We start from the raw sequence: 21356 nt of genomic DNA, 5'->3' as shown, positions 1-21356 counted from the left end.
GGTGCTTGCATGCATGCAGCAAATGCACGCGGAGGGCACATGCAGCGGGCACATGCGTCGGGCGTATGCGGTGGGTGCACGCGGCGAGTGCCCCCCGCAGCAGGTCCCCATGCCTACGCTCAGCCGGTGTGCGCAGTTGCGCCGCGGCGCAGTTGCGAGAACGCCTCTCCTGCCGCGCTGCGGCGCGGGGATCGAGGGGGATGAGCGGCAGGCGGGCGCGCTTGCGGCGCCTTGGGCCTCAATCGGGCGAACGGGCCGACTCCGGAGACGAAATCGGCCAGCGGATCGAGAAGCTCGTTCCACCGGCTTCGTTCGCCGTGCAGCGGGCGTCGCCACCGTGGGCCATCGCGATCGCCTTCACAACAGACAGCCCAAGCCCGTTGCCGCCGGCGATCTTGGCGCTGACGCTGTCGGCCTGCCAGAACGCCTGGAAGACCTGCCGCATGGCGGCTTCCGGCAGGCCGGGGCCAGCATCATCCACGCGCAGGACGTTGTGTTCCAACTCGCGGGTGAAGCGAACCCAGAGTTCACCGGCCGTGGCGTACTTCAGGGCGTTGTCCAGCAAGGCCACCAGCGCCTGCCGGATGCGCAGCGGGTCGCAGCGCACTGGCATGGCCTCTACCAGGATACGCAGACGCAGCCCCGCCTTCTGGAGCATTGGCTCGTAGATGTCGCCCACCATCCGTATCTCTTGCTCGAGGTTGACACTGCGAAGGTCCAGTCGCAGCTGATGGGACTCGAACAGACTCAGCAGGCGCAGGTCCTCGATCAGGCGGGACAGCCCGTCGACTTGCGTCAGCAGCTTGCGCAGCGCCTCTTCCGTTGGAGGAAAGACGCCATCGGCAAAGCCCAGCAGGCGCCCGCGCAGGATGGTCACCGGCGTGCGAAGCTCGTGGGCGATGGCCGCATTCCACTGAGCTCGTTCATTCACCGCGCGCTGCAGCTTTTCTGCCATCTGGTTGAAGTCCTGTACCAGCGCAGAGGCCTCGCCCAGCGGCGCATCAGTGGCCTGGGCCCGGGCGTCAAGGTCGCCTGCCGCCACGCAGCGAATGCCAGTGGCCACGCTGTTCAACGGCTCCACGAGGCGACGGGCGATCCGCGTGGAGAAGTAGAGCGACACCAGCACGGCCACCAGCCCCAGCACCAGGAAGAGCAGGAAGTCCGGCAGGGTCGGCAGGTCTGACTCGCAGTCAAACAGCGTGGGCCAGTACTTGCCCGCCAAGTAGTAGATGGCGTAGCAGAGAATGAAGATCACCGCATGGACCAGCAGGACCGTGCTGGCCACTGCGCTGGCGATCTTGCGCCCCAGGCCGTAGCTCAGGTTCATCGACGCTCCAGACAGTAGCCAACCCCTCGGACGCCGGCGGGCATGCCCTCCAGCCCCAGCTGCTCGATCTTCTTGCGCAGCTTGCTCATGTGGCTGTCGATCGTGCGCTCCTGCGTGTCACCCTCGGGCAGGCAGGCATCCATGAGTTCGGCACGGCTGAAGACACGCGTCGGCACCTGCGCCAGCACCTGGAGCAGCCGGAACTCTGTCACCGTGAGCACCAGCGGGCGGCGCTCCCCCTGCACATGCAGCCAAGCGCTGTGGCTCTGACGGTCCAGCTCCAAGGGCCCGGCCTTCAGCACGGCGGGGGACAAGTCCACGGACGTCGCCAGCGTTCGACGGAGCACCGCCCGGACGCGGGCCACAACCTCCGACGGGTTGAAGGGCTTGACGATGTAGTCGTCCGCCCCGATGCGCAGCGCGGAGATCTTGTCCACATCCCCCTCCAAGGCGGTCAGCATGATGACGGGCGTCCCGCCCCGCTGCCGCAAGGCAGAGAGGACCTCCCACCCGTCCATGGCCGGCATCTGCACGTCCAGCAGCACCAGGTCCGGATTGAGCGCCAAGTGGAGCTGCAGCGCCTCCCTGCCATCGCGCGCCCAGGCCGTGCGCAGCCCCTCCCGCTGGAGGTAGGCGTCCACGATGTCGGCAATCTCGGACTCGTCCTCCACGACAAGCACTAGCGCCGAACCTGGACTTTTGGCTTGCATACGGAACCCTTTTTTGTGTTTTGTTGCACTCGATTCTGAGGGCAACAGGCCCCCTCCACACAACCTCCACAGTTCCTCATCCTTGCATCCACCCCGGCCTTCGACACTTCTGCGACGCAGCCGACAGGCTCGGGTAAGACAGGCCAACGACTGGGCCCGCCGTCCGGCTGGCACGCCTGCGTGGAGTCAGGTGGCCTTCCAGCAAGCAGAGCAAAACATGCAACGACGACACTTCTTCACTTTGACGGGAACCCTGGCCTTGGCAGGCTGCGGCGGCGGCTCCGACGGAACGGATGCCCCCATCACTCCGACGCCGACTCCATCGCCGGCACCGGCGCCCAGCCCCACACCGAGCCCGACGCCGACGCCCACACCGGGCCCTGCGCCGAGCGCGCATGCGGTTTTGGTGATCGGTGCTGGCATGGCTGGCCTCGCTGCAGCACGCCGCCTGCGCGATGCGGGTCGAGAAGTGGTCGTCCTGGAGGCCCGACAGCGCCTGGGCGGACGGCTGTTCACCTCCACCCAATGGGCGGATGCGCCGCTGGATGTGGGCGCCACCTGGATCCACGGGGATGGCCCAGGCAACCCGATCTCCGACTTGGCACGTCGGGCCGGTGCTCGCCTGGCCCAGACCAGCTTCGGCCGGGACCAAGCCTTCGAGGCCGACGGCCGCCGGCTTGACGCTGCGGGTGCAGCGCAACTCGACAGCCTGCGCGCCAGCATCCGCAAGGCCATCAGCGACTACCAACGCTCGGAGAGTGACACCACCTTGCGCGACGCCGTCTATCGCGGGCTCGGCTACAGCGAGCGCAGCGGGCTGGAGCAGCAGCGCATCGACTACCTGATCAACACGACCTATGAACACGAGTACAGCGGCGACGCCAGCCAGCTGTCGGCTCTCTGGTTTGACAGCGACAGCCGCTACGAAGGTGTCGAGAGCTTGTTTCTCGATGGCTACCGCGTGCTGATCGACTTCCTGGCCAAGGACCTCGACGTGCGACTCGGACAGGTTGTGCAGAGCATCCGCCACAACGACCAGGGCGTGACCGTCCAGACCAGCCAGGGCAGCTTCTCCGGCGCGGCCGTGGTGGTCACGCTGCCGCTAGGTGTGCTGCAGTCCGGGCAGGTGAGCTTCGATCCCCCACTGCCAGCACGCAAAGCCCAAGCCATCGACAAGCTGGGCATGGGCGTCCTGAACAAGTGCTTCCTGCGCTTCCCCACGGCCTTCTGGGACACCAAGACGGACTGGTTCAACTACATCCCGAGTGCTGAGCGCAATGGCCAGTGGGCCGAGTGGGTGAGCCTTGCACGGCCGACCGGCCAACCGATCCTGCTCGGTTTCAACGCCGCCGCCGTCGGGCAGGCCATGGAGGCGTGGTCAGACCAGGACATCGTCGCCAGTGCCATGCGCACGCTGCGCACGATGTTCGGCGCGGGCATTCCCGATCCGGTCAGCTGGCAAATCTCGCGCTGGGCCTCAGACCCCTTCGCACGTGGCGCGTACTCCTTCAACAAGCTCGGCTCGGCGCCTGGCATGCGAGAGGACCTCGCAGCCGCGGTTGGTCGCACCCTGTACTTCGCAGGCGAGGCAACGGATCCACGCTACTTCCAGTCGGTGCATGGCGCCTACCTGTCCGGGCAGCGCGCGGCAGCAGAGGTACTCGCCCGCTAACGCACACCGGCCGAGTTTCTGGGACACGGCCTGGCCATAGCCTTGACGGCGCCTGCGCTCATTCGTCTACTGATCGAGCCCGCGTCCCTGTCGGGGCCGTCCCCACTCGGGGCTTGAGGCCCTCGATTCGAATGAAAGGTTGAGCAATGAAGCGTCGGACCCTCATGAAAACAGCAGGAATGGGATTGGGAGCCTTCATGGGACTCGGCACTCAGCGGGCGATGGCCTTGACCAGTCGTGCAAGCGACCAGGCCGGCATGACGCCCAGCCAAGGGCCACGCAAGGTGATCGTGATCGGCGCCGGCATCTCGGGCCTCGCCGCGGCCCAGCGCCTCCGGACGGCGGGGCTGGACGTGCTGGTATTGGAAGCACGAGACCGCATCGGCGGTCGGGTGCACACCAGCACGGCATGGCGCGGCCCGGCCATGGACTTAGGGGCCTCGTGGATTCATGGCGCCGGCCCGAGCAACCCTGTTGCCGCGCTGGCCCAGCAGCTCGGCGCGCGTCTGACCTCGACGAGGTCGGAGAACGCGGAAGTCTATGACGGCGAGGGCGGCGAGCTGAGCGACAGCCACAACCGCCGGCTCGAAGCCATTCAGCGCCAAGTCGCCACGGCCATCGCCGAGCGGGATCGTCGAAAGGATCAGTCGCTCAAAGCGCTGGTCTATGACGAGCTGGACTACCAGGACCAACCCGTGCTGGAGCAGCGGATGATCGACTTCGCGCTGAACGGCACGTACGAGCACGAGTACGGCGCCTCTGCCGATCAACTGTCCGCGAAGTGGTTCGATAGCGGCGCGGCCTTCGAGGGGCCAGAGCAACTGTTTCTCGACGGCTATCAGGTGCTGAGCACCCATCTCGCCGCTGGCCTCAACATCAAGCTCAAGCATGAGGTGAGTGCGGTCATCTACCAGGGCCCGAGCAGCGTGACCGTGCAGACCAAGCAGGGCGAGTTTGCCGCGCACCATGTCGTCATCACCCTGCCGCTGGGCGTCCTGAAGTCGGGGCGCGTCAACTTCACCCCGGCTCTGCCCACGAGCAAGCGTGCTGCGATCGAGGGGCTGGGCGTTGGCGTGCTCAACAAGTGCTGTCTGCTGTTCCCCCAGACGTTCTGGAATGGGCGCCTTGACTGGCTGAACCAGCTGCCCAGACAGGGCAAGGCTGGTCAGTGGGCGGAATGGGTGAGCTTCGCCCGCCCCACGGGACGCCCGGTGCTGATGGGCTTCAATGCAGCAGACTTCGGACGCAAGATCGAGAGCTGGGACGACACAGCCATCGTCCAAAGCGCGATGGGCGCCCTGCGGGCCATGTTCGGCCAAGGCATACCCGCCCCCCTCGACGCCCTTGTCACCCGCTGGGCCGCCGACCCCTACGCCCGCGGCGCCTACTCATGCCACGTGGTCGGCTCCACGCCGCAGCAGCGGGACGACCTGGCCCAGAGCGTCAACGGCCGCCTCTTCTTCGCGGGAGAGGCGACCGAGCGGCAGTATTATCAGACGGTCCACGGTGCGTACCTGTCCGGCCTCAGGGCAGCCAATGAAGTGCTGCGGCAGAACACGGGCAGCACGGCCGCGGCGCCGTGGCGTCTGATGGCGTCGCCGTTGGGCTGAACCTGCATCTGGACCCACAGGCGGTGGAGCCGGCTCACAAGGCTGAAGAGGGTCTCCCCCGGGAGCCACTGAAGCAGCTCCCGGTGCAGGCGTTCGGCACCGGCCGCAGGGACGAGCTTGTTCCCGCAATCCGGCTTTCGGTCGCCAGGCCGCATGGGGACTCAGCCCGTGTTTACGACTTTAATTGCCTGTTTACGACTTTAATTGCCAAAAACAGTTGGAGTCAGTGACCTGCCCCCTCACTCCACCGTCACACTCTTCGCCAGGTTGCGCGGCTTGTCCACGTCGGTGCCGCGGGCGCAGGCGGTGTGATAGGCCAGCAGCTGCAGCGGGATGACGTGCAGGATGGGGCTCAGGGCACCGTAGTGCTCGGGCATGCGGATGACGTGCAGGCCTTGCTCGCTCTCGATCTTGGTGTCGCTGTCGGCAAAGACGAAGAGCTCGCCGCCGCGGGCGCGCACTTCCTGCATATTGCTCTTCAGCTTCTCCAGCAGTGCATCGTTCGGCGCCACGGTGACCACCGGCATTTCGGCCGTCACCAGGGCCAGCGGGCCATGCTTGAGTTCGCCAGCCGGGTAGGCTTCGGCGTGGATGTAGCTGATCTCCTTGAGCTTCAGCGCACCCTCCAGGGCAATGGGGTAATGCAGACCTCGGCCCAGGAACAGGGCGTTCTCCTTGCGGGCGAACTCCTCGCTCCAGGCAATGACCTGCGGCTCCAGCGCCACCACGGCCTGCACGGCCACGGGCAGGTGGCGCAAGGCCTTGAGATGCTCGGCTTCCTGGGCCTCTGACAAATGGCCGCGGGTCTGGGCCAGGGCCAGGGTCAGCAGGAACAGACCCACCAGCTGCGTGGTGAAAGCCTTGGTTGACGCCACGCCGATCTCAGCGCCGGCACGGGTGATGAATGCCATCTCGCACTCGCGCACCATGGCACTGGTGGAGACATTGCAGACGGTCAAGGTGTGCGTCATGCCCTGGGCGCGCGCATGCTTGAGCGCAGCCAAGGTATCGGCCGTCTCGCCGCTCTGGCTGATGGTGACGACCAGGGTGCGCGGATTGGGCACGCTGTCGCGGTAACGATATTCGCTGGCGATCTCCACGCTGGTGGGAATCTTGGCGATGCTCTCCAGCCAGTACTTGGCGGTGGAACCGGCATAGAAGCTGGTGCCGCAGGCCAGAATCAGCACGGAGTCGACCTCCTTGAAGGCCCGGTAGGCGCCATCACCGAAGATCTCGGGGCTGATGCCGGTCACGGCGTCAAGCGTGTTGGCGATGGCCACGGGCTGCTCGAAGATCTCCTTCTGCATGTAGTGGCGATAGGGCCCCAGCTCAGCCGCGCCGCTGTGCGCGTGCACGGTGCGGACTTCGCGCTGCACGGTCTCGAAACGCTCGCTGTCAGCCAGGCGATGGGTGATCCAGTAACGACCCAGCTGCATGTCCACCACATCGCCCTCCTCCAAGTAGACGATCTGGTCGGTGACGCCGGCCAGCGCCATGGCATCGGAGGCCAGGAAGAACTCGCCCTGCCCGGCTTCCGTCCCCACGCCCAGCACCAGAGGCGAGCCTTCGCGGGCACCGACCACGCGGTGCGGCTCGTCGCGGCTGAACACGGCGATGGCGTAGGCGCCCTTCAGCCGTTGCACTGCCAGTTGCACGGCAAGCAGCAGGTCGCCCTGGTAGAGGTGGTCGATCAGGTGGGCGATGACCTCGGTGTCGGTCTGGCTGTGGAAGGTGTAGCCGCGGGCCTTGAGCTCGGCGCGCAGCTCATCGTGGTTCTCGATGATGCCGTTGTGGACCAGGGCGATGCGGCCTGCCGCGCCATCCGCGGCATGGGCGCCGTGGGAGAAGTGCGGATGGGCGTTGTGCACTGCCGGCACGCCGTGCGTGGCCCAGCGGGTGTGGGCGATGCCGGTGCCGGAGGCGATGCCGTCCTCGGCCGTCTGGCTGTGCAGCTCGGCCACGCGCGAAGTGCTTCGGGCGCGGCGCAGTTCGCCGTCCTGGTGCACGGCCACACCGCAGGAGTCATAGCCGCGGTATTCCAGGCGCTTCAGGCCTTCGATCAGGATAGGGACGATATTGCGCTTCGAGACGGCGCCGACGATGCCACACATGGATGATTCCTCCGCTGGTGCAACCCCCGTGGGCTGCGATGGGAGCGAATCCTAGGAGGCTGGCACCGGCATGTGCAGCCAAAATTGAGGCAAATGTGAATGAAAATTTCATCAACCAAAAGTTAAGATGAAATCATTCATAAGTGTTGTCATTTTGAAATCTTGATTCAACTCGACGCTACCGATCACCGCATCCTGGGGGTGCTCCAGGACGACGCCTCCCTGTCCAACCTGGACCTGGCGCGCCGCGCCGCCGTCTCACCCGCCACCTGCCTGCGCCGGGTAAAGCGCCTGCGGGAGCTGGGGGTGATCGAGCAGCAGGTGGCCATCCTGAGCCCCGGGCTGCTGGGGGCGGGGCTGATCGCCATCGTGGAGATCACGCTGGAGCGCCAGACTGCCGAAGCCCTCGCCGCCTTCCAGGCCCTGGCGGCGGCACGGGCGGAGGTGCAGCAGTGCTACCAGGTCTCGCCTGGGCCGGACTTCGTGCTGATCGTGCAGGTACCGGACATGGCGGCCTATCACCAGCTGGTACAGACCTTCTACAGCGCTGACAGCAATGTGCGCAATGTGAAGGCCTTCTTCAGCGTGCACCGGGCCAAGTTTTCGCCCCGGCTGCATCTGCCGCCCCCCTGAGGCCCCTCAGCCACGCTGGCAGCCGCACATGGCGCTCAGTCCGAGCACGGCCAGGGCTGGCGTACCCGGCTCGAGGCTATGGCGGCGGATCCGGTCGCAGGGAGTCGGCGCCAGCAAGACCTTCCGGAAATTTCCGTCATTGAACGCCGCGCCCCTGGAGGCCTGCGTCGGAACCCGATCGTGATCGGCCATCACCGAGTAGCCCTCTGAGCGCAAGGTCAAGGGGATGCCCTGACTCGCCCCATTCCTCTGCAGGCCTCCCCCCTGAGCCTATGGTTCAGCGCTTGAGCAGCAGCAGGCCCTTGAGGTACTCCCCTTCCGGGAAGCAGATGGTCTGGGGATGGTCCGGCGTGGCGCCCACGCGGTCGAGGATGAAGCCGTCAACGCCCGCATCCATGCCTGCTCCCGCCACGATCTTGTGAAAAAGCTCCGGCCCCACACCGCCCGAGCAGGAGAAGGTGAAGAGCACGCCACCAGGCTCCAGCAGCTTGAAGGCCAGGCGGTTGATGTCCTTGTAGGCGCGTGCGGCGCGCTCTGCATGGGCGGCCGTGGGCGCGAACTTGGGCGGATCCAGCACGATGGCGTCGAAGGTCCGGCCCTGCTTGACGAAGTCACGCAGGGTCTGGTTGACGTCAGCGTCCAGCGCCGTGTGACGCGCCGGATCGAAGCCGTTGAGCGTGACATGGGCATTGGCCCGAGCCAGGGCCGGTCCGGACGAGTCCACGCTGGTCACCTCGGCGGCGCCTCCAGCAAGGGCGGCCACCGAAAAACCACCGGTGTAGCAGTAGCAGTTGAGTACGCGCTGCAGGCCATACTGGCGCACTGTTTCGGCGAACTTCTTGCGGTTGTCGCGCTGATCCAGGTAGTAGCCGGTCTTGTGGCCTTCCTGCACATCCAGGGTGAGCTTCCACTCATGCTCCTCGATGGTCAGTGTGGTGTGGCCCTCGCCGCGCAACCAGCCGGTCAGCGGCGGCAGGCCCTCCAGCTGGCGCACGCCGGAATCGGAGCGCTCGTAGAGGCGGCTCAGGCCGGTGGCCGCCATCAGGCTGTCGGCAATGGTCTGCTTCCATCGCTCGGTGCCGGCAGACAGGAACTGGGCAACCAAGGTGTCGTCGTAGCGGTCGACGATCAGGCCTGGCAGGCCATCGGCCTCGCCATGGACCAGGCGCCGGGCATTGGAGACGATGGGCATGCGCTCGCGCACAGCGATGGCGCGGCGAACGCGCCGGTCGAAGAACTCGGCATCGACGCGCTCGGACTCATCGAAGCTCCAGGCCCGCACACGGATCATGGAGCTGGGACTGAACGAGGCCCAGCAAAGGAATTGCCCGCTGTCGGACTCCACCCGCACGGTTTCCCCGGCGTCGGCCTTGCCTTTTTCCACGGAACCCTGGAAGACCCAGGGATGGCGGCGGAGCAGCGAACGCTCCTTGCCGGCTCTCAGACGAATGACTTTCATGGCGCGTATTGTCGCCGCGCCGGCCGGTTCAGAGGCTGCCCCACGCGTAGCCGACGGCCAGATTGAGCTGGGTGCTGTCCCCTCCCCTGCCACGCAGGCTGCCCCACTGGCCCAGGCCGGCGCGAAGACGCAGGCGGCTGAGTTCGCCCTGGCCCTGCCACTGCGCCCAGACTTCCGTCTGGCGCAGGGCTCCGCCGCCCAACTGCACGCCACCGCCGCCGCCCGCTCCGGCCAGGATCTCGGCACCCACGCGCCAGCGCCCGTCGGCAAAGGGCTGCGAACGCAGCCCCAGGCCCAGCAGGCCATAGGCATAGGCACCAGCCTTGCCCTGGATGGCCGTACCGGCCTGTGCCAGGCCGTAGAGATGCTCGCCCAGCCCGCGGGTCATGATCAGGCCCTGCTGGGTCATGTCCTGCTTGCTGCCGTCCTTGAAGGGGACCTGGCGCAAGCGCTGCAGACTCACCAACCAGTCCTGCTCCTGCACCGTGCCGGTCTCTATCGCGCCGGCCTGCTGGCGACGCTGCACAGGCTCCAGCGGCAGATCCAGACTGAACCGCGCGTACGGCGCATGGAACGCGCCACGCGACTGCGCCCAGCCCGCATCCAGGCGCCAGCCCCAGCCCTTGGCAGACTGCCAGCGCAGGCTCGGGCCAATCTTCATCAGCCAGCCGCTGCCGGTATCGACATCGCCGCCGCCGGCCAGGCCCAGGGCGGCTTGACCGCCCAGGTGAAAGCCGCTGCGCCCCAGGGCCCAGTCCTGGCCAAGGGCGGCCAGCACTTCCATATAGCCATCAGCCCCGCCCTTGGCCCCGCCTGCGGCCTCCAGGCCCCACCAGGCGCTGGGGGAGATGTACTGGCGCAGGGCCGCGCCCGCCAGCCCCACCTTGCGATTCATGACCTCCCCGCTGCGCCGACGGATGGCACGGGAGGGCGCGTAGGCTCCCGCCACCAGCGACATCTCGTCAAACCCGAGGCCGCCACGATCCCCGGAGGCGCCCTGACGACCGCTGCTGCCGGGATCAAAGGCATGGAACAGGGTCTGCCGGCCCAGCATGAAGCTGAGCTGGGTATCAGCGATATTGCCGCCCGGCACCATGACGCGGGACAGTCCGACCCCGGTGTACCAGGGCCCCACCTCCGTGCGCAGGGACAACTCCGGGCGCCACATGAAGCCGCCGCCAAAGCGCAGCACATCGGAGCTGAGCCCGCCTCCACCACCCACGAACAGGCCTGCAGCCAGGTGAGTGCTGGGCGAGAGGCGCCAGCGCCGCTGGCCGGTGAGTCCCAGCATGAAGATGCCGCCGTAGTTGCCCTTGGCCGACGCGTAGACCGTGGGCCCCAGGCCCCATTCCTCGTTGACGGCCAGCAGGGCGCTCGCGCCGGCCAGCGCCATGCGACCACCCTCCTTGGTGCGCAAGGGGGTCCAGCTGAGCTCCCAGCTGAGGGGCCGCGCCGAACCGGGCACCGCAGGGCCAGCGTCCGGGGACTGAGCATGGATACAGGTGAAACCGGCCGCGAGACTCAGGCACAGCAGGCGCGGCAGCAGGGTGTCAGGGAGAAAGCGAGGCACAGACATGGGCGCCGACCATACCAGGGTTTTGCAGGCCCGCAGGCGTCGTGGTCAGCGCTTGCGGGCGCGTGGATGGGCGGCGTCGTACACCTTGGCCAGATGCTGGAAATCCAGCTTGGTATAGACCTGCGTCGTGCTGATGTTGGCGTGCCCCAGCAGTTCTTGCACTGCGCGCAAGTCGCCGCTGGATTGAAGGACATGCGAGGCAAAGGAGTGCCGCAGCATGTGCGGGTGCACATGACTGGAGGAGCCGGCGGCCATCGCGCGCAGGCTCAGACGCTGGCGCACTTGGGTGGCGCCCATGCGCCCGCCACGCGGGCCGATGAAGAGCGCTGCTTCCGTGCTCCCGGGCGCGAGCCAGTCACCGCGCCACTGCAGCCAGGCACGCACGGCCTCGAGGGCAGCGCGGCCGATGGGGACCATGCGCTGCTTGCTTCCCTTGCCCAGCACATGGGCCTCCGCGGCATCCAGGTCCAGCCAGCCCCGGGCGGCAGCACCCGGCAACAGGTCCAGGCCCACCAGCTCGCTGACACGCAGACCGCAGCCATAGAGCAGCTCGACCAGGGCCGCATCGCTGGCCTCGCGCACCGGGTCTCCGGACTCATCGCGATAGGCGACCAGCTGCACGGCGTCGTCGACTGCCAGCGCCTTGGGCAAGGGCTTGGCGCTCTTGGGAGCACGCAGGCCGTCCACGGGATTCAGATCGACCAGCCCCTGGCGGCCCATCCAGCGATACCAGCTGCGCCAGGCGGACATCATCAACGCCAGGCTGCGCGGGGACAGGTCTTGCCCGTGCAGGCGCGCAACCCAGCGCCGCACCTGCTGGACGCTGACGCGCTCCAGCGCGATGCCCGCCTCGTCAGCCAGCAGGCACAGACGCCGCAGGGCCTGCTCATAGAGGCACAGCGTGCGCAGCGCGAGACGCCGCTCCACCCGCAGATGCTCCAGGTAGCGCCGCTGCGACTCAGGCAGCGGCGACCCGATGGGCTCGCTCTCAGGCGCTGGCGTGGCCATCCGGCAGCAGCCGTGCCAGGGCGGCGCCGGCGAGCTCGCCGATGCGCTGCAGGAACTCGGTGCCCATCTCGGCCGTGTAACGCGTCGGGTCCGGTGAGCCCAGCAGCAGCAGGCCGAAGGGCTCGGCGGCCGCGCCACGGCGCAAGGGGATCAGGGCCAACGAAGCGACGGCCGCGTCATCACCCAGCCAGCGCACAGCCTCGAAGCCGCTGTTCACCCCGCAGTAGGGCTGGGCCAGGCTGGCGGCAAAGCTGCGCAGGTCCTCGCTGACGGCCTGCGCGTAGTCGGCGGCCGCATGCCGGCCATCCAGGCCCCACAGGCGCAGACCGGCGGCGGGGATCAGGAAGTGATGGCGCAGCTCCCGAAGCAGCACCTCGGGCAGGGCCGCGGCCTCGGGCGTCAGCATCAGGCTCAGGGTCCAGGCATGCAGACGGTCAGCGATGGCGACGTTCTCCTGGCCATTGCGGATCATCTCGATCAGCTTGTGCTCCAGGCCCTTGATCTTCTCGCGCAGCATCTCTGCCTGGCGTTCCTGCAGGCTCACCGCCCGCTGGCCGTGCGGGTGGCTCAGTTGCACACTGGCCAGCAGCTCGGCATGGCGCTGGAAGAAACCGGGGTTGCGCAGCAGGTACTGGGCCAGGTCCTGCTCGGTCAGTCCTTGCGGGGCGTCGTCTTGGGTGCTCACAGCGAGATCTCTCCTTCAAACACGGTCTGGGCCGGGCCGGTCATCCAGACCGGTGCCCCCAGGCCCTGGCTCAGGCCTGCCCATTCGATGCGCAACTGGCCGCCGCGCGTCTGTACTTCCACGGCCTCGTCGAGCCAGCCAAGGCGGATGCCAGCCACCACGGCGGCGCAGGCGCCGGTGCCACAGGCCAGGGTTTCGCCGGCATCGCGCTCGTAGACTCGCAGCTTCACATGGCTGCGGTCGATGATCTGAAGAAAGCCCGCGTTGACGCGGCGCGGAAAAGCGCCGTGCTGCTCGACCTGCGGGCCGCGCTGGGCCACCGGCGCATGGTCCGCGTCGGCCACGCGCTGCACGGCGTGCGGGTTGCCCATGGACAGCACGGCGACCTCGCAGGCATCGCCATCGGCCAAGGGCAGTTGCCACAGCGTCATGCCGCCCTCCCGGCGGGCGGTCAGCCCCTCGCCGCTGAAGGGCACGGCGGCCAGTTCGAAAACAGGAGCGCCCATGTCCACGCTGACCCGCCCGTCGTCGCGCAGATGCAGCTCCAGCACCCTGTTCATCGTGCGGACCTTGATGCTGCGCTTGTCAGACAGGCCCTTCTCGGACACGTAGCGCACGAAGCAGCGAGCGCCATTGCCGCAATGCTCGACCTCGTCGCCGGTGTTGTTGAAGATGCGATAGCGAAAGTCCACGCCGGGCTCGTCGCTGCGCTCAATCACCAGGACCTGGTCGCAGCCCACACCGAAACGGCGATCGCCGAGTTGGCGCATCTGTTCGGGGCTCAGGCTCAGGGGCTCGCGGGTGGCGTCAATGACCACGAAGTCGTTGCCAGCGCCCTGCATCTTGGTGAATAACAGCTTCATGCGGCCATTATCAGGGCGTCAGTAGACGGCAGGCTCGCCGGGAGGGCGTGTCTTGAAGCGCTTGTGCACCCAGAAGTACTGGGCCGGATGGCGTCGAACGCGAGCTTCCAGCCAGGCGTTGACGGTCCGTGCGTCGGCCAGTGGGTCGTCACTGGGATAGCCGGGGATGGGCTCGCAGGCCTCGACCTCGTAGCCCTGACCGCCCGGCAGCATGGTCACCACCAGGGGCTGCACCACCATGCCCTGGCTGGCGGCCATGCGGGCCGGGGCCAGCAGGGTGCAGGCCGGCACGCCAAAAAAGGGCACGAAGGCGGAGTCCTTCTCGCCATGGTCAAGGTCCGGCGCATTGAGAAAGGCGTAGCCCTGCTTGATCAGGCGCAGCACCGGGCGGATGCCGTCATGCCTGTCGACGAAGGCGGTGGTGCCGAAGCGGGAGCGGCCGGCCAGGATCTGCGCATCCAGCAGGGGATTGCTCTGCGGCTGGTAGACATCCACGCCGGGGCGCTTCTGATTGAGCATCAGCGCGGGGCCCACCCACTCCAGTCCGACGAAATGCGGCAGCAGCCACATCATGGCCCCGGGGGTCTGCTCGGCCAGGTGGATGTTGCCCTTGATGCGGATCATGCGCTGCAGGCGCTGCGGCGAGGCGAACCACAGCAGGCCTCGCTCCAGCAGGCTGCGGCCGACCATCGCGAAATGCTCGCGTGCCAGGGCTTCACGCTCGCGAGCAGGCAGTGCCGGAAAGCAGAGCTCAAGGTTGCGCAGGGCAATGCGCCGCCGGCTCCCGGCCAGCCACCACAGCAGCCGGCCCAGGCCACGCCCCAGGGCCGCGAGCAGCGCCAGCGGCAGGAAGTGCAGGAGCCACAGCAGGCCGATGAGCAGGCGGGCGCTCATTCGAGCCCGCCCTCGCGCGGCGACTTGTAGCGGTTGTAGCCCCAGAGGTACTGGTCGGGTGCTTCCAGGATCAAGGCTTGCATGGACTGGTTGATGAGCTCGGCCGCGCATTCTGGACTGGAATCAGCCGGGATTTGCGGACCGGGTCGCACATGCACCACATAGCCCCGCCCCCAGGAGAGACGCTCACCCCAGACCAGCAGCACCGAGGCGCCGGTCTGCAGTGCCAGGCGCTGGGCCAAGGTCATGGTGTAGGCAGCCCTGCCAAAGAAGGGGGCCCAGACGCCCTGCCCCTTCGGTGGAACCTGATCAGGCAGCAGGCCCACGGCCTCACCTCGACGCAAGGCACGCAGCATCTGCCGGACGCCGGCCAGCGTGGCGGGTGCGGTGTCCAGACCTGGCCGCTGGCGGGAGGCCGCCACGATCTGGCGCATCCAGGCCTTGCGGGCCGGCCGGTAGAGCACGGTGATGGGGCCGTGGCTCGCGGCAAACTGTTCGGCATAGGCCTGCGCCGTAACCTCGAAACAGCCCATGTGCGGCGTGAGGAAGAGCAGGCCGCGGCCTGGCGGCAGGGCATGGATGTGATTCTCGCCCTCCCAGCGGACCCGGCCCCCCAAGGGGCGATCCGCGGGCCGCAGCCACAACCAGGGCAGCTCGGCAATCATGCGACCAGCCTGGGTCACCGCACCCATGCCCTGCCAGCCCTGCAGGCCGGCCAGGGCCCGGTGGTCCCGGATGCGGCGGCGGTAGGCGGGACTCAATGCCCAGCTCAAGCAGCCCAACAAGGCGCCCAGGCCGTGCAAAAACCACAGGGGACAGCGAGACAGCAAACGCAGCAGGAGCATGTTTCTATAATGAACGGATCGCCGAGTTAACTTGGACAACTTGCGGGGCGATGCGGCTCTCATCGATTGATCGGGAGAGTCGCCGGGCTGAGAAGCTCTACAAATGCCGCTAAAGCGTTCGCCGCCTGACTCCACCAGCACGGCAACGCCGATGGACTAACACACTGGAGTTTAAAAACGTGGCGAACAGCGATTTTCTCTTTACTTCCGAATCGGTCTCGGAAGGGCACCCCGACAAGGTCGCGGACCAGATTTCTGACGCGATCCTTGATGCCATCTTCACCCAGGATCCCCGCTCGCGCGTAGCCGCCGAGACCCTGTGCAACACCGGTCTGGTGGTGCTGGCTGGTGAGATCACCACCAACGCCCATGTCGACTACATCCAGGTCGCACGTGACACGATCAAGCGCATTGGCTACGACAACACCGAGTACGGCATCGACTACAAGGGTTGCGCCGTGCTGGTTGCCTACGACAAGCAGTCCAATGACATCGCCCAGGGCGTGGACCACGCCTCGGACGACCACCTGAACACGGGCGCCGGTGACCAGGGCCTGATGTTCGGCTATGCCTGCGACGAGACACCCGAGCTGATGCCCGCGCCCATCTACTACGCCCATCGCCTCGTGGAACGCCAGGCGCAGCTGCGCAAGGACGGCCGACTGCCCTTCCTGCGCCCGGATGCCAAGAGCCAGGTCACGATGCGCTATGTGGACGGCAAGCCGCACAGCATTGACACCGTGGTGCTCTCCACCCAGCACGCCCCCGAGATGAGCCTGGGCGACAAGATGAAGCCCGAGTTCTACGAGGCCGTCATCGAAGAGATCATCAAGCCCGTGCTGCCCAAGGAATGGCTGCAGGACACGAAGTACCTGGTCAACCCGACCGGCCGTTTCGTCATCGGTGGCCCCCAGGGCGACTGCGGACTGACCGGCCGCAAGATCATCGTCGACACCTACGGCGGTGCCTGCCCGCACGGCGGTGGCGCCTTCTCGGGCAAGGATCCCACGAAGGTGGACCGTTCGGCCGCCTACGCTGCCCGCTATGTGGCCAAGAACATCGTGGCCGCCGGTCTGGCCCGCCAGTGCCAGATCCAGGTCGCCTACGCCATCGGCGTGGCCCGCCCGATGAACGTGACGGTCTACACCGAAGGAACGGGCGTCATCCCCGACGAGCAGATCGCCAAGCTGGTGCAGGAGCATTTTGACCTGCGCCCCAAGGGCATCATCCAGATGCTGGACCTGCTGCGCCCGATCTACTCCAAGACTGCTGCCTATGGCCACTTCGGCCGCGAGGAGCCCGAGTTCACCTGGGAGCGGACTGACAAAGCGGCTGCGCTGCGCGCAGCGGCTGGCCTGTAAAGGCCAGGGGACGCCAAAAGCGGACCAGCCACTTTGGGGCTTCGCTCATATCGCGCAGCGATGTGGGCGAAGACCACAAACCCTCAACACTGCGCGCAGCCGCTGGCCTGTAAAGGCCAGGGGACGCCAAAAGCGGACCAGCCACTTTGGGGCTTCGCTCATATCGCGCAGCGATGTGGGCGAAGACCACAAACCCTCAACGTTGCGCGCAGCCGCTGGCCTGTAAAGGCCAGGGGACGCCAAAAGCGGACCAGCCACTTGGGGGCTTCGCTCATATCGCGCAGCGATGTGGGCGAAGACCACAAACCCTCAACGCTGCGCGCAGCCGCTGGCCTGCAACGGCCAGGGAACACCAAAGTGGCAGCACTACGTGCAGTGCCATGGCTGTAAGCCGACCTCGCCTCAGCGAGGCCTATGTCGTCACAAGCGAAAGCCGCCCGAGGGCGGCTTTTTCATGCGCAAGGCAAGACCCCCTCACGCCATCCCGCACAGCTTCCTGAACGGCCCCAGCACCGCCTCACCCTTGAATGGCTTGACGATCCAGCCAGTCACGCCGATGGCCTTGCCGCGTTCGCGCATGGTCTGGTTGTCTTCCGTGGTCAGCATCACGATGCGGACCTGCTTGTTGCCCAGCTCGCTGCGTATCTTCTCGGCCATGGTCAGGCCGTCCATATTGGGCATGTTCACGTCGCTGACCACCAGGCGGATGCCGGGGTCCTTCTGCAGCTGATGCAGACCGTCGCGACCGTCGGTGGCCACAGCCACCTCGAAGCCGTTCTTGCTCAGGAAGCTGGCGACGATCTCTCGCATGGTGCTGGAATCGTCCACCACGAGAATGTGGGCCATATCGGGGGTCTCCTCGGGAATCTTCGGTCAGTCGCGTTGTTCGGGAAAATCAGTCAGAAGAGTTCCAGCTCGCCCGTGGGCGCCACATCGGGCGGGGCGCTGTCGAACTCTGCAAACTCCTCGGGCGACCAATGCAGGTTGAAGATGAAACGCTGCACGATGGTCAACGGCGGCAGGCCCGGCCGCTTGGGGTCGGAGAGCTGGTAGCGAATGCACAGCTGAGGGTCCTGCGAGCCGAAGGAGATGTACTTGTGCTCGTGGTTGATCACGATGGGCACCTGCGTCTGCTGGTTGGCAAAGGCCTTGGGCGGGATGTAGCGGTTCTTGAAGGCGCCCCAGATCAGGTTGGTGGTCTCGCCCAGCATGTTGTTGAGCTCGCGGAAGTTCAGGTCCCCGCCCACGCCCTCGTAGCCGAAGCCCTGGATCAGGCCCTGGCGCAGGGCGCTCTCCTCGGTCTGCAGCATCATGTAGCCACGGCACCAGGTGCTCTCAATGGCAATCAGCGTGGACACCTCGCCATGAATGATGCGGTCATGCACCACATAGGGCGACTCCGCCATCACCAGCGCATTGGGGAACATGGAGCCCAGCGCCGAGCAGGTCAGTTGCACGATGCCGTTGACCAGGCTGGTCGGGTAGCGCAGGCTGAAGATGGCGCGCTCGACGGCCTCGCGCAGGGGCTCCATCTCACCGGAGCGCCACTCGTGCCGCAGCGTGACCTGCTCCTCGGCACTCAGGAGGCGCTCGCTCGTGCGGCGCAGGAAGATGGGCAGCTCGGGCCGCAGCTTGTGGATGGCGCGGGCCAGGCTCAGGCCGTCCGGGCCGTCGCAAGGCAGGTTCTCAGCCAGCAGCACGCCGCCGAGGTCCTTGTGCTGGGACAGCGTCGGCAGCGCATCGCCCGCCGATCGCGGCAGGGCGACCAGGCCCACCTGGGCGCAAAAGTCGGAGAGCCGCCGGTACTGCTCGGGCTCGTGCTCCAGCAGCAGCACCTTGGCTTCCAGTTGCGTGGTTTCCGTCATGGGCTCAGCAGGGTCGGGCCCTGTCCGCAAAGACCGCCAAGGCGATCGGGCTTGTACGGCGGGCATGCCGGCATGGCGCGGCCAGGAGGGCATGCCCGAGGTTCGAGCGGCGCCAAGCGGCGCCCCACGGACCTCGGTCCATGCTACGCCTGCGGCGGCACTTGAACAGGGGCTGCCTCGTGCAGGATTCACGGCTTTGGTCAGCCCTTCGCGGGCGGCGTCGCCGACAGGCCCCGCCCCCATGACAGCGGGCACGCACAGGCGCTACCCTTGTTGCCTGCCCCCAGCCGGCACCCGCCCATGAGCACGCACTTCCAAGCCGCCCCCCTGACCATCCTGATCGTGGACGACCAGAATGCCACCCGGGTCGCTCTGGCCGCGGAACTGGACCGAGCCGGCCACCGCGTGCTGGAGGCCGACAGCGCGGACTGGGGCGTGCAGCTCTTCGAGCGCTACCGGCCGGACCTCGTGCTGCTGGACGTCGAGATGCCCGGCAAAGACGGCTACTGGGCCGCCCGCGCCATGCGCAGCGCCGAGCCCGGCGGCTGGACGCCCATCATCTTCCTCTCACAGCGCAGCCAGGATGCCGACGTCTGGAAGGGCATTGAGGCCGGCGGCGACGACTACCTCGTCAAACCCGTCACGCCCATGATCCTGCACGCCAAGCTGCGGGCCATGCAGCGGCTCGCGCACATGCGACTGCGCCTGGTGTCGGTGTCCGAGGAGCTGCGTCAGGCCAATGCGCAGCTGCATGAACTCAGCCAGGTCGATTCGTTGACCGGTCTGATGAACCGCCGCGGCCTGGACGGGCGACTGCAGCAGGAGATCGCCGCGGCCCGACGCAACGGCCAGCCCCTGACGCTGATGCTCTGCGACGTCGACCACTTCAAGCGCTACAACGACGCCCTGGGCCATGTGGAGGGGGACCAGTGCCTGCGGCATGTAGCGCGGCTGCTGAAAGACCTCTGCCGCCGCCCGGCAGACTGCGCCGCCCGCTACGGTGGCGAGGAGTTCGCCCTGCTGCTGCCCAACACGCCGCGCTCCGGCGCCATGACCTATGCCCGCGCCCTGCTGCGCACTCTGGCCCAGGGCCAGCTGGCGCATCCGGATTCACCCATCGCCGGCCACATCACGCTCTCCGGCGGCATCACCACCTGCGTCCCCGACGAGACCACCACAGCCGAAGGCCTGCTGATGCGCGCCGACGATGCGCTCTACAACGCCAAGGCCTACGGCAGAAACCGCTTCTTCAGCTACGAGATGCAAATGGACACCGACGAGCAGCGCCAGGCCCTGCGCGGCGGCCGCTGAGCGGCCTCACCCCGGGGCAAACATCACTGTACAAATCCACAGCACTCAAGCAAGCTGCACGGCATTCAGACCGATGCCCCATCACCCATCGTGAGCCGTACCCGCCCGCCCAGTCTCGAGCAGCTCCGCCGCTACGCCATCGCGCGCAGCCTCTTCGCCCCCACCACGCTGCCCCAGGCCATACGCCGCCTGGGCTTTGTGCAGGCCGATCCCATGCGAGCGCCGGCGCGGGCCCAGGACCTGATCCTGGCCTGGCGGGTCAAGGACTACCGCGCCGGTGACCTCGAAGCCCGCTACCGCCGCCTGGCCATCGAGGAGGACTGCTTCGTCAACTACGGCTTCCTGCCCCGCGAGCATCTGGCGCTGATGCATCCGAGGGTCGCCCGCAAGCCCTGGGATCGCCCCACGCAGGCCCGCGCCGCGGAGCTGCTGGCCCATATCGCCGAGGCCGGCCCGCAGCATCCGGCCCAGGTCCAGGCGGTGTTCGACCACGGCCAGGTGCGCGGCTACTGGGGCGGACAGTCCAATGCCGTGACGCACCTGCTGGACGGCATGCACTATCGCGGCCTGCTGCGCGTGCACCGCCGCGACAGCGGCACGCGTGTCTACGAGGCCATTCAGCACCCGCCGCAGGACGACAGCCCGGCGGCCCGCCTGGCCCGCGCCCAGGCGCTGCTGGACATGGTCCTGAAGCTCTACGCCCCCTTGCCCGCGCGCAGCTTCGGCTACCTGGGCACGCTGCTGCGCTATGGCGCACCGCATCTGCAGCCCGAGATCCGCCAGCTGCTCAAGCAGGCCCGGCAGCGCTATCCGCATGCCGAGGTCGAAGGCCAGGTCTGGTTCTGGCCGGCCGATGAAGACCCGCGCTCGCGCCGCCACCAGCCCCATGCATCGCTGCGGCTGCTGGCCCCCTTCGATCCCGTCGTCTGGGACCGCCACCGCTTCGAGCTCTTCTGGGGCTGGCCCTATCGCTTCGAGGCCTACACACCGGCGGCCCGGCGCAAGATGGGCCACTACGCCCTGCCCCTGCTGTGGGGTGAGGAAGTGCCCGGCTGGGCCAATCTGAAGGTGGTGGGCGGCCGGCTGCAGTGCGAAACCGGCTTCGTAGGGGCCCGCCCGCGCGGAGCGCATTTCGAGACCGCGCTGGACGAGGCGCTGGCGCATCTGGCGCGCTTCCTGGGGCTGGAGGACCAGTGCCCGGGCGAAGGCTGAATTGCCGCACCGTCCATGCCCAAATTCACGCACCACACCGCGCGCAGCCCCTACAATCCGCGCTGATCCGAGGAGCGTTGCAACCTTCTTCGCCTGCAAAGGGCGGCAGAAGGCCAGGCTCGGAACCGGTCGAGCGATCCACCCTCTGGATCCCGCCACTCTGCAACCGCGCTCACCCGCTGCCGTCAGGCCTGGGGTGACCGTGTCTTCCTCG

Annotated in this window: 18 protein-coding genes and 1 riboswitch; of the genes, 6 read left to right on the top strand and 12 right to left on the bottom strand. The window is 67.3% G+C overall.

Translation table 11 applies throughout. The annotated features are described in order from the left end of the window. Positions 1–238: 238 nt before the first annotated feature. Both ACS5PK_RS04275 and ACS5PK_RS04270 read right to left on the bottom strand, forming a co-directional pair. A complete protein-coding gene (locus ACS5PK_RS04275) occupies positions 239–1327 on the bottom strand; it encodes an ATP-binding protein (RefSeq protein WP_439439010.1) in 1089 nt (362 codons plus the stop codon). Next, entirely contained in the window at positions 1324–2037 is a 714-nt protein-coding gene (locus ACS5PK_RS04270) for a response regulator (RefSeq protein WP_439439009.1), read from the bottom strand. Before ACS5PK_RS04270 ends, ACS5PK_RS04275 begins: the two co-directional genes overlap by 4 nt. A gap of 217 nt (positions 2038–2254) precedes the next feature. Between ACS5PK_RS04270 and ACS5PK_RS04265 the strand changes: the two genes are divergently transcribed. Both ACS5PK_RS04265 and ACS5PK_RS04260 read left to right on the top strand, forming a co-directional pair. Next, positions 2255–3709, top strand: a complete 1455-nt coding sequence (locus ACS5PK_RS04265; RefSeq protein WP_439439008.1) for a flavin monoamine oxidase family protein — start codon at positions 2255–2257, stop codon at positions 3707–3709. A 146-nt stretch (positions 3710–3855) separates the two neighbouring features. Then, positions 3856–5319: a flavin monoamine oxidase family protein gene (locus ACS5PK_RS04260; RefSeq protein WP_439439007.1), complete on the top strand. Its 1464-nt coding sequence runs from the start codon at positions 3856–3858 to the stop codon at positions 5317–5319. A 239-nt stretch (positions 5320–5558) separates the two neighbouring features. Here the strand turns inward: ACS5PK_RS04260 and glmS are convergent, their stop codons facing one another. After that, a complete protein-coding gene (glmS, locus tag ACS5PK_RS04255; protein ID WP_439439006.1) occupies positions 5559–7430 on the bottom strand; it encodes a glutamine--fructose-6-phosphate transaminase (isomerizing) in 1872 nt (623 codons plus the stop codon). 165 nt (positions 7431–7595) lie between these two features. On the opposite strand from glmS, the gene ACS5PK_RS04250 reads away from it, so the two are divergent. Further along, positions 7596–8063 carry an Lrp/AsnC family transcriptional regulator gene (locus ACS5PK_RS04250; RefSeq protein WP_439439161.1) on the top strand — a complete coding sequence of 156 codons (468 nt, stop codon included), beginning with the start codon at positions 7596–7598 and terminating at the stop codon, positions 8061–8063. 277 nt (positions 8064–8340) lie between these two features. On the opposite strand, the gene ACS5PK_RS04245 is transcribed toward ACS5PK_RS04250, so the two are convergent. The 7 genes from ACS5PK_RS04245 to ACS5PK_RS04215 are packed head-to-tail and all read right to left on the bottom strand — an operon-like array spanning position 8341 to position 15393. Continuing rightward, positions 8341–9522 (bottom strand): class I SAM-dependent rRNA methyltransferase, encoded by a 1182-nt coding sequence (locus tag ACS5PK_RS04245; RefSeq protein WP_439439005.1) that lies wholly within the window; start codon positions 9520–9522, stop codon positions 8341–8343. Positions 9523–9550: 28 nt separating this feature from the next. Next, the gene (locus ACS5PK_RS04240; protein WP_439439004.1) at positions 9551–11098 is read right to left on the bottom strand and encodes a hypothetical protein; all 1548 of its coding nucleotides are present in this window, start codon (positions 11096–11098) and stop codon (positions 9551–9553) included. Positions 11099–11143: 45 nt separating this feature from the next. After that, positions 11144–12106 carry a tyrosine recombinase XerC gene (locus ACS5PK_RS04235; protein WP_439439003.1) on the bottom strand — a complete coding sequence of 321 codons (963 nt, stop codon included), beginning with the start codon at positions 12104–12106 and terminating at the stop codon, positions 11144–11146. Then, the gene (locus tag ACS5PK_RS04230) at positions 12087–12791 is read right to left on the bottom strand and encodes a DUF484 family protein (protein ID WP_439439002.1); all 705 of its coding nucleotides are present in this window, start codon (positions 12789–12791) and stop codon (positions 12087–12089) included. The genes ACS5PK_RS04235 and ACS5PK_RS04230 overlap by 20 nt, the downstream gene beginning before the upstream one ends. Beyond that, on the bottom strand, positions 12788–13654 hold the full coding sequence (gene dapF / locus ACS5PK_RS04225; RefSeq protein ID WP_439439001.1) for a diaminopimelate epimerase: 867 nt from the start codon (positions 13652–13654) through the stop codon (positions 12788–12790). Before dapF ends, ACS5PK_RS04230 begins: the two co-directional genes overlap by 4 nt. Before the next feature lie 18 nt (positions 13655–13672). Next, the gene (locus tag ACS5PK_RS04220) at positions 13673–14548 is read right to left on the bottom strand and encodes an LpxL/LpxP family acyltransferase (protein WP_439439000.1); all 876 of its coding nucleotides are present in this window, start codon (positions 14546–14548) and stop codon (positions 13673–13675) included. Then, positions 14545–15393, bottom strand: a complete 849-nt coding sequence (locus tag ACS5PK_RS04215) for a lysophospholipid acyltransferase family protein (protein WP_439438999.1) — start codon at positions 15391–15393, stop codon at positions 14545–14547. Before ACS5PK_RS04215 ends, ACS5PK_RS04220 begins: the two co-directional genes overlap by 4 nt. A gap of 179 nt (positions 15394–15572) precedes the next feature. Here ACS5PK_RS04215 and metK point away from each other — a divergent pair, with 179 nt between their 5' ends. Next, the gene (metK, locus tag ACS5PK_RS04210; RefSeq protein WP_439438998.1) at positions 15573–16754 is read left to right on the top strand and encodes a methionine adenosyltransferase; all 1182 of its coding nucleotides are present in this window, start codon (positions 15573–15575) and stop codon (positions 16752–16754) included. 474 nt (positions 16755–17228) lie between these two features. On the opposite strand, the gene ACS5PK_RS04205 is transcribed toward metK, so the two are convergent. Next, on the bottom strand, positions 17229–17600 hold the full coding sequence (locus tag ACS5PK_RS04205) for a response regulator (RefSeq protein ID WP_439438997.1): 372 nt from the start codon (positions 17598–17600) through the stop codon (positions 17229–17231). Positions 17601–17653: 53 nt separating this feature from the next. Beyond that, positions 17654–18619 carry a chemotaxis protein CheX gene (locus ACS5PK_RS04200; protein WP_439438996.1) on the bottom strand — a complete coding sequence of 322 codons (966 nt, stop codon included), beginning with the start codon at positions 18617–18619 and terminating at the stop codon, positions 17654–17656. 300 nt (positions 18620–18919) lie between these two features. Here ACS5PK_RS04200 and ACS5PK_RS04195 point away from each other — a divergent pair, with 300 nt between their 5' ends. Then, positions 18920–19930: a GGDEF domain-containing response regulator gene (locus tag ACS5PK_RS04195; protein WP_439438995.1), complete on the top strand. Its 1011-nt coding sequence runs from the start codon at positions 18920–18922 to the stop codon at positions 19928–19930. A gap of 90 nt (positions 19931–20020) precedes the next feature. Continuing rightward, positions 20021–21142 (top strand): DNA glycosylase AlkZ-like family protein, encoded by a 1122-nt coding sequence (locus ACS5PK_RS04190; RefSeq protein ID WP_439438994.1) that lies wholly within the window; start codon positions 20021–20023, stop codon positions 21140–21142. Positions 21143–21205: 63 nt separating this feature from the next. Continuing rightward, a riboswitch (S-adenosyl-L-homocysteine riboswitch) is annotated at positions 21206–21323 on the top strand. Positions 21324–21356: the final 33 nt, after the last annotated feature.

The organism is Roseateles sp. DB2 (genome assembly GCF_051857535.1).
Taxonomy (GTDB): Bacteria; Pseudomonadota; Gammaproteobacteria; order Burkholderiales; family Burkholderiaceae_C; genus Roseateles_B.
Note: the sequence above shows the minus strand (reverse complement) of the source record. Positions and strands in the feature narration are given on the sequence as shown.

Coding starts and splice junctions, on each gene's coding strand:
- ACS5PK_RS04265 (WP_439439008.1), top strand. CDS start 2,255: ATGCAACGACGACACTTCTTCACTTTGACGGGAACCCTGGCCTTGGCA.
- ACS5PK_RS04215 (WP_439438999.1), bottom strand. CDS start 15,393: ATGCTCCTGCTGCGTTTGCTGTCTCGCTGTCCCCTGTGGTTTTTGCAC.
- ACS5PK_RS04260 (WP_439439007.1), top strand. CDS start 3,856: ATGAAGCGTCGGACCCTCATGAAAACAGCAGGAATGGGATTGGGAGCC.
- ACS5PK_RS04235 (WP_439439003.1), bottom strand. CDS start 12,106: ATGGCCACGCCAGCGCCTGAGAGCGAGCCCATCGGGTCGCCGCTGCCT.
- ACS5PK_RS04195 (WP_439438995.1), top strand. CDS start 18,920: ATGAGCACGCACTTCCAAGCCGCCCCCCTGACCATCCTGATCGTGGAC.
- ACS5PK_RS04205 (WP_439438997.1), bottom strand. CDS start 17,600: ATGGCCCACATTCTCGTGGTGGACGATTCCAGCACCATGCGAGAGATC.
- ACS5PK_RS04220 (WP_439439000.1), bottom strand. CDS start 14,548: ATGAGCGCCCGCCTGCTCATCGGCCTGCTGTGGCTCCTGCACTTCCTG.
- ACS5PK_RS04245 (WP_439439005.1), bottom strand. CDS start 9,522: ATGAAAGTCATTCGTCTGAGAGCCGGCAAGGAGCGTTCGCTGCTCCGC.
- ACS5PK_RS04240 (WP_439439004.1), bottom strand. CDS start 11,098: ATGTCTGTGCCTCGCTTTCTCCCTGACACCCTGCTGCCGCGCCTGCTG.
- glmS (WP_439439006.1), bottom strand. CDS start 7,430: ATGTGTGGCATCGTCGGCGCCGTCTCGAAGCGCAATATCGTCCCTATC.
- dapF (WP_439439001.1), bottom strand. CDS start 13,654: ATGAAGCTGTTATTCACCAAGATGCAGGGCGCTGGCAACGACTTCGTG.
- ACS5PK_RS04270 (WP_439439009.1), bottom strand. CDS start 2,037: ATGCAAGCCAAAAGTCCAGGTTCGGCGCTAGTGCTTGTCGTGGAGGAC.
- ACS5PK_RS04200 (WP_439438996.1), bottom strand. CDS start 18,619: ATGACGGAAACCACGCAACTGGAAGCCAAGGTGCTGCTGCTGGAGCAC.
- ACS5PK_RS04275 (WP_439439010.1), bottom strand. CDS start 1,327: ATGAACCTGAGCTACGGCCTGGGGCGCAAGATCGCCAGCGCAGTGGCC.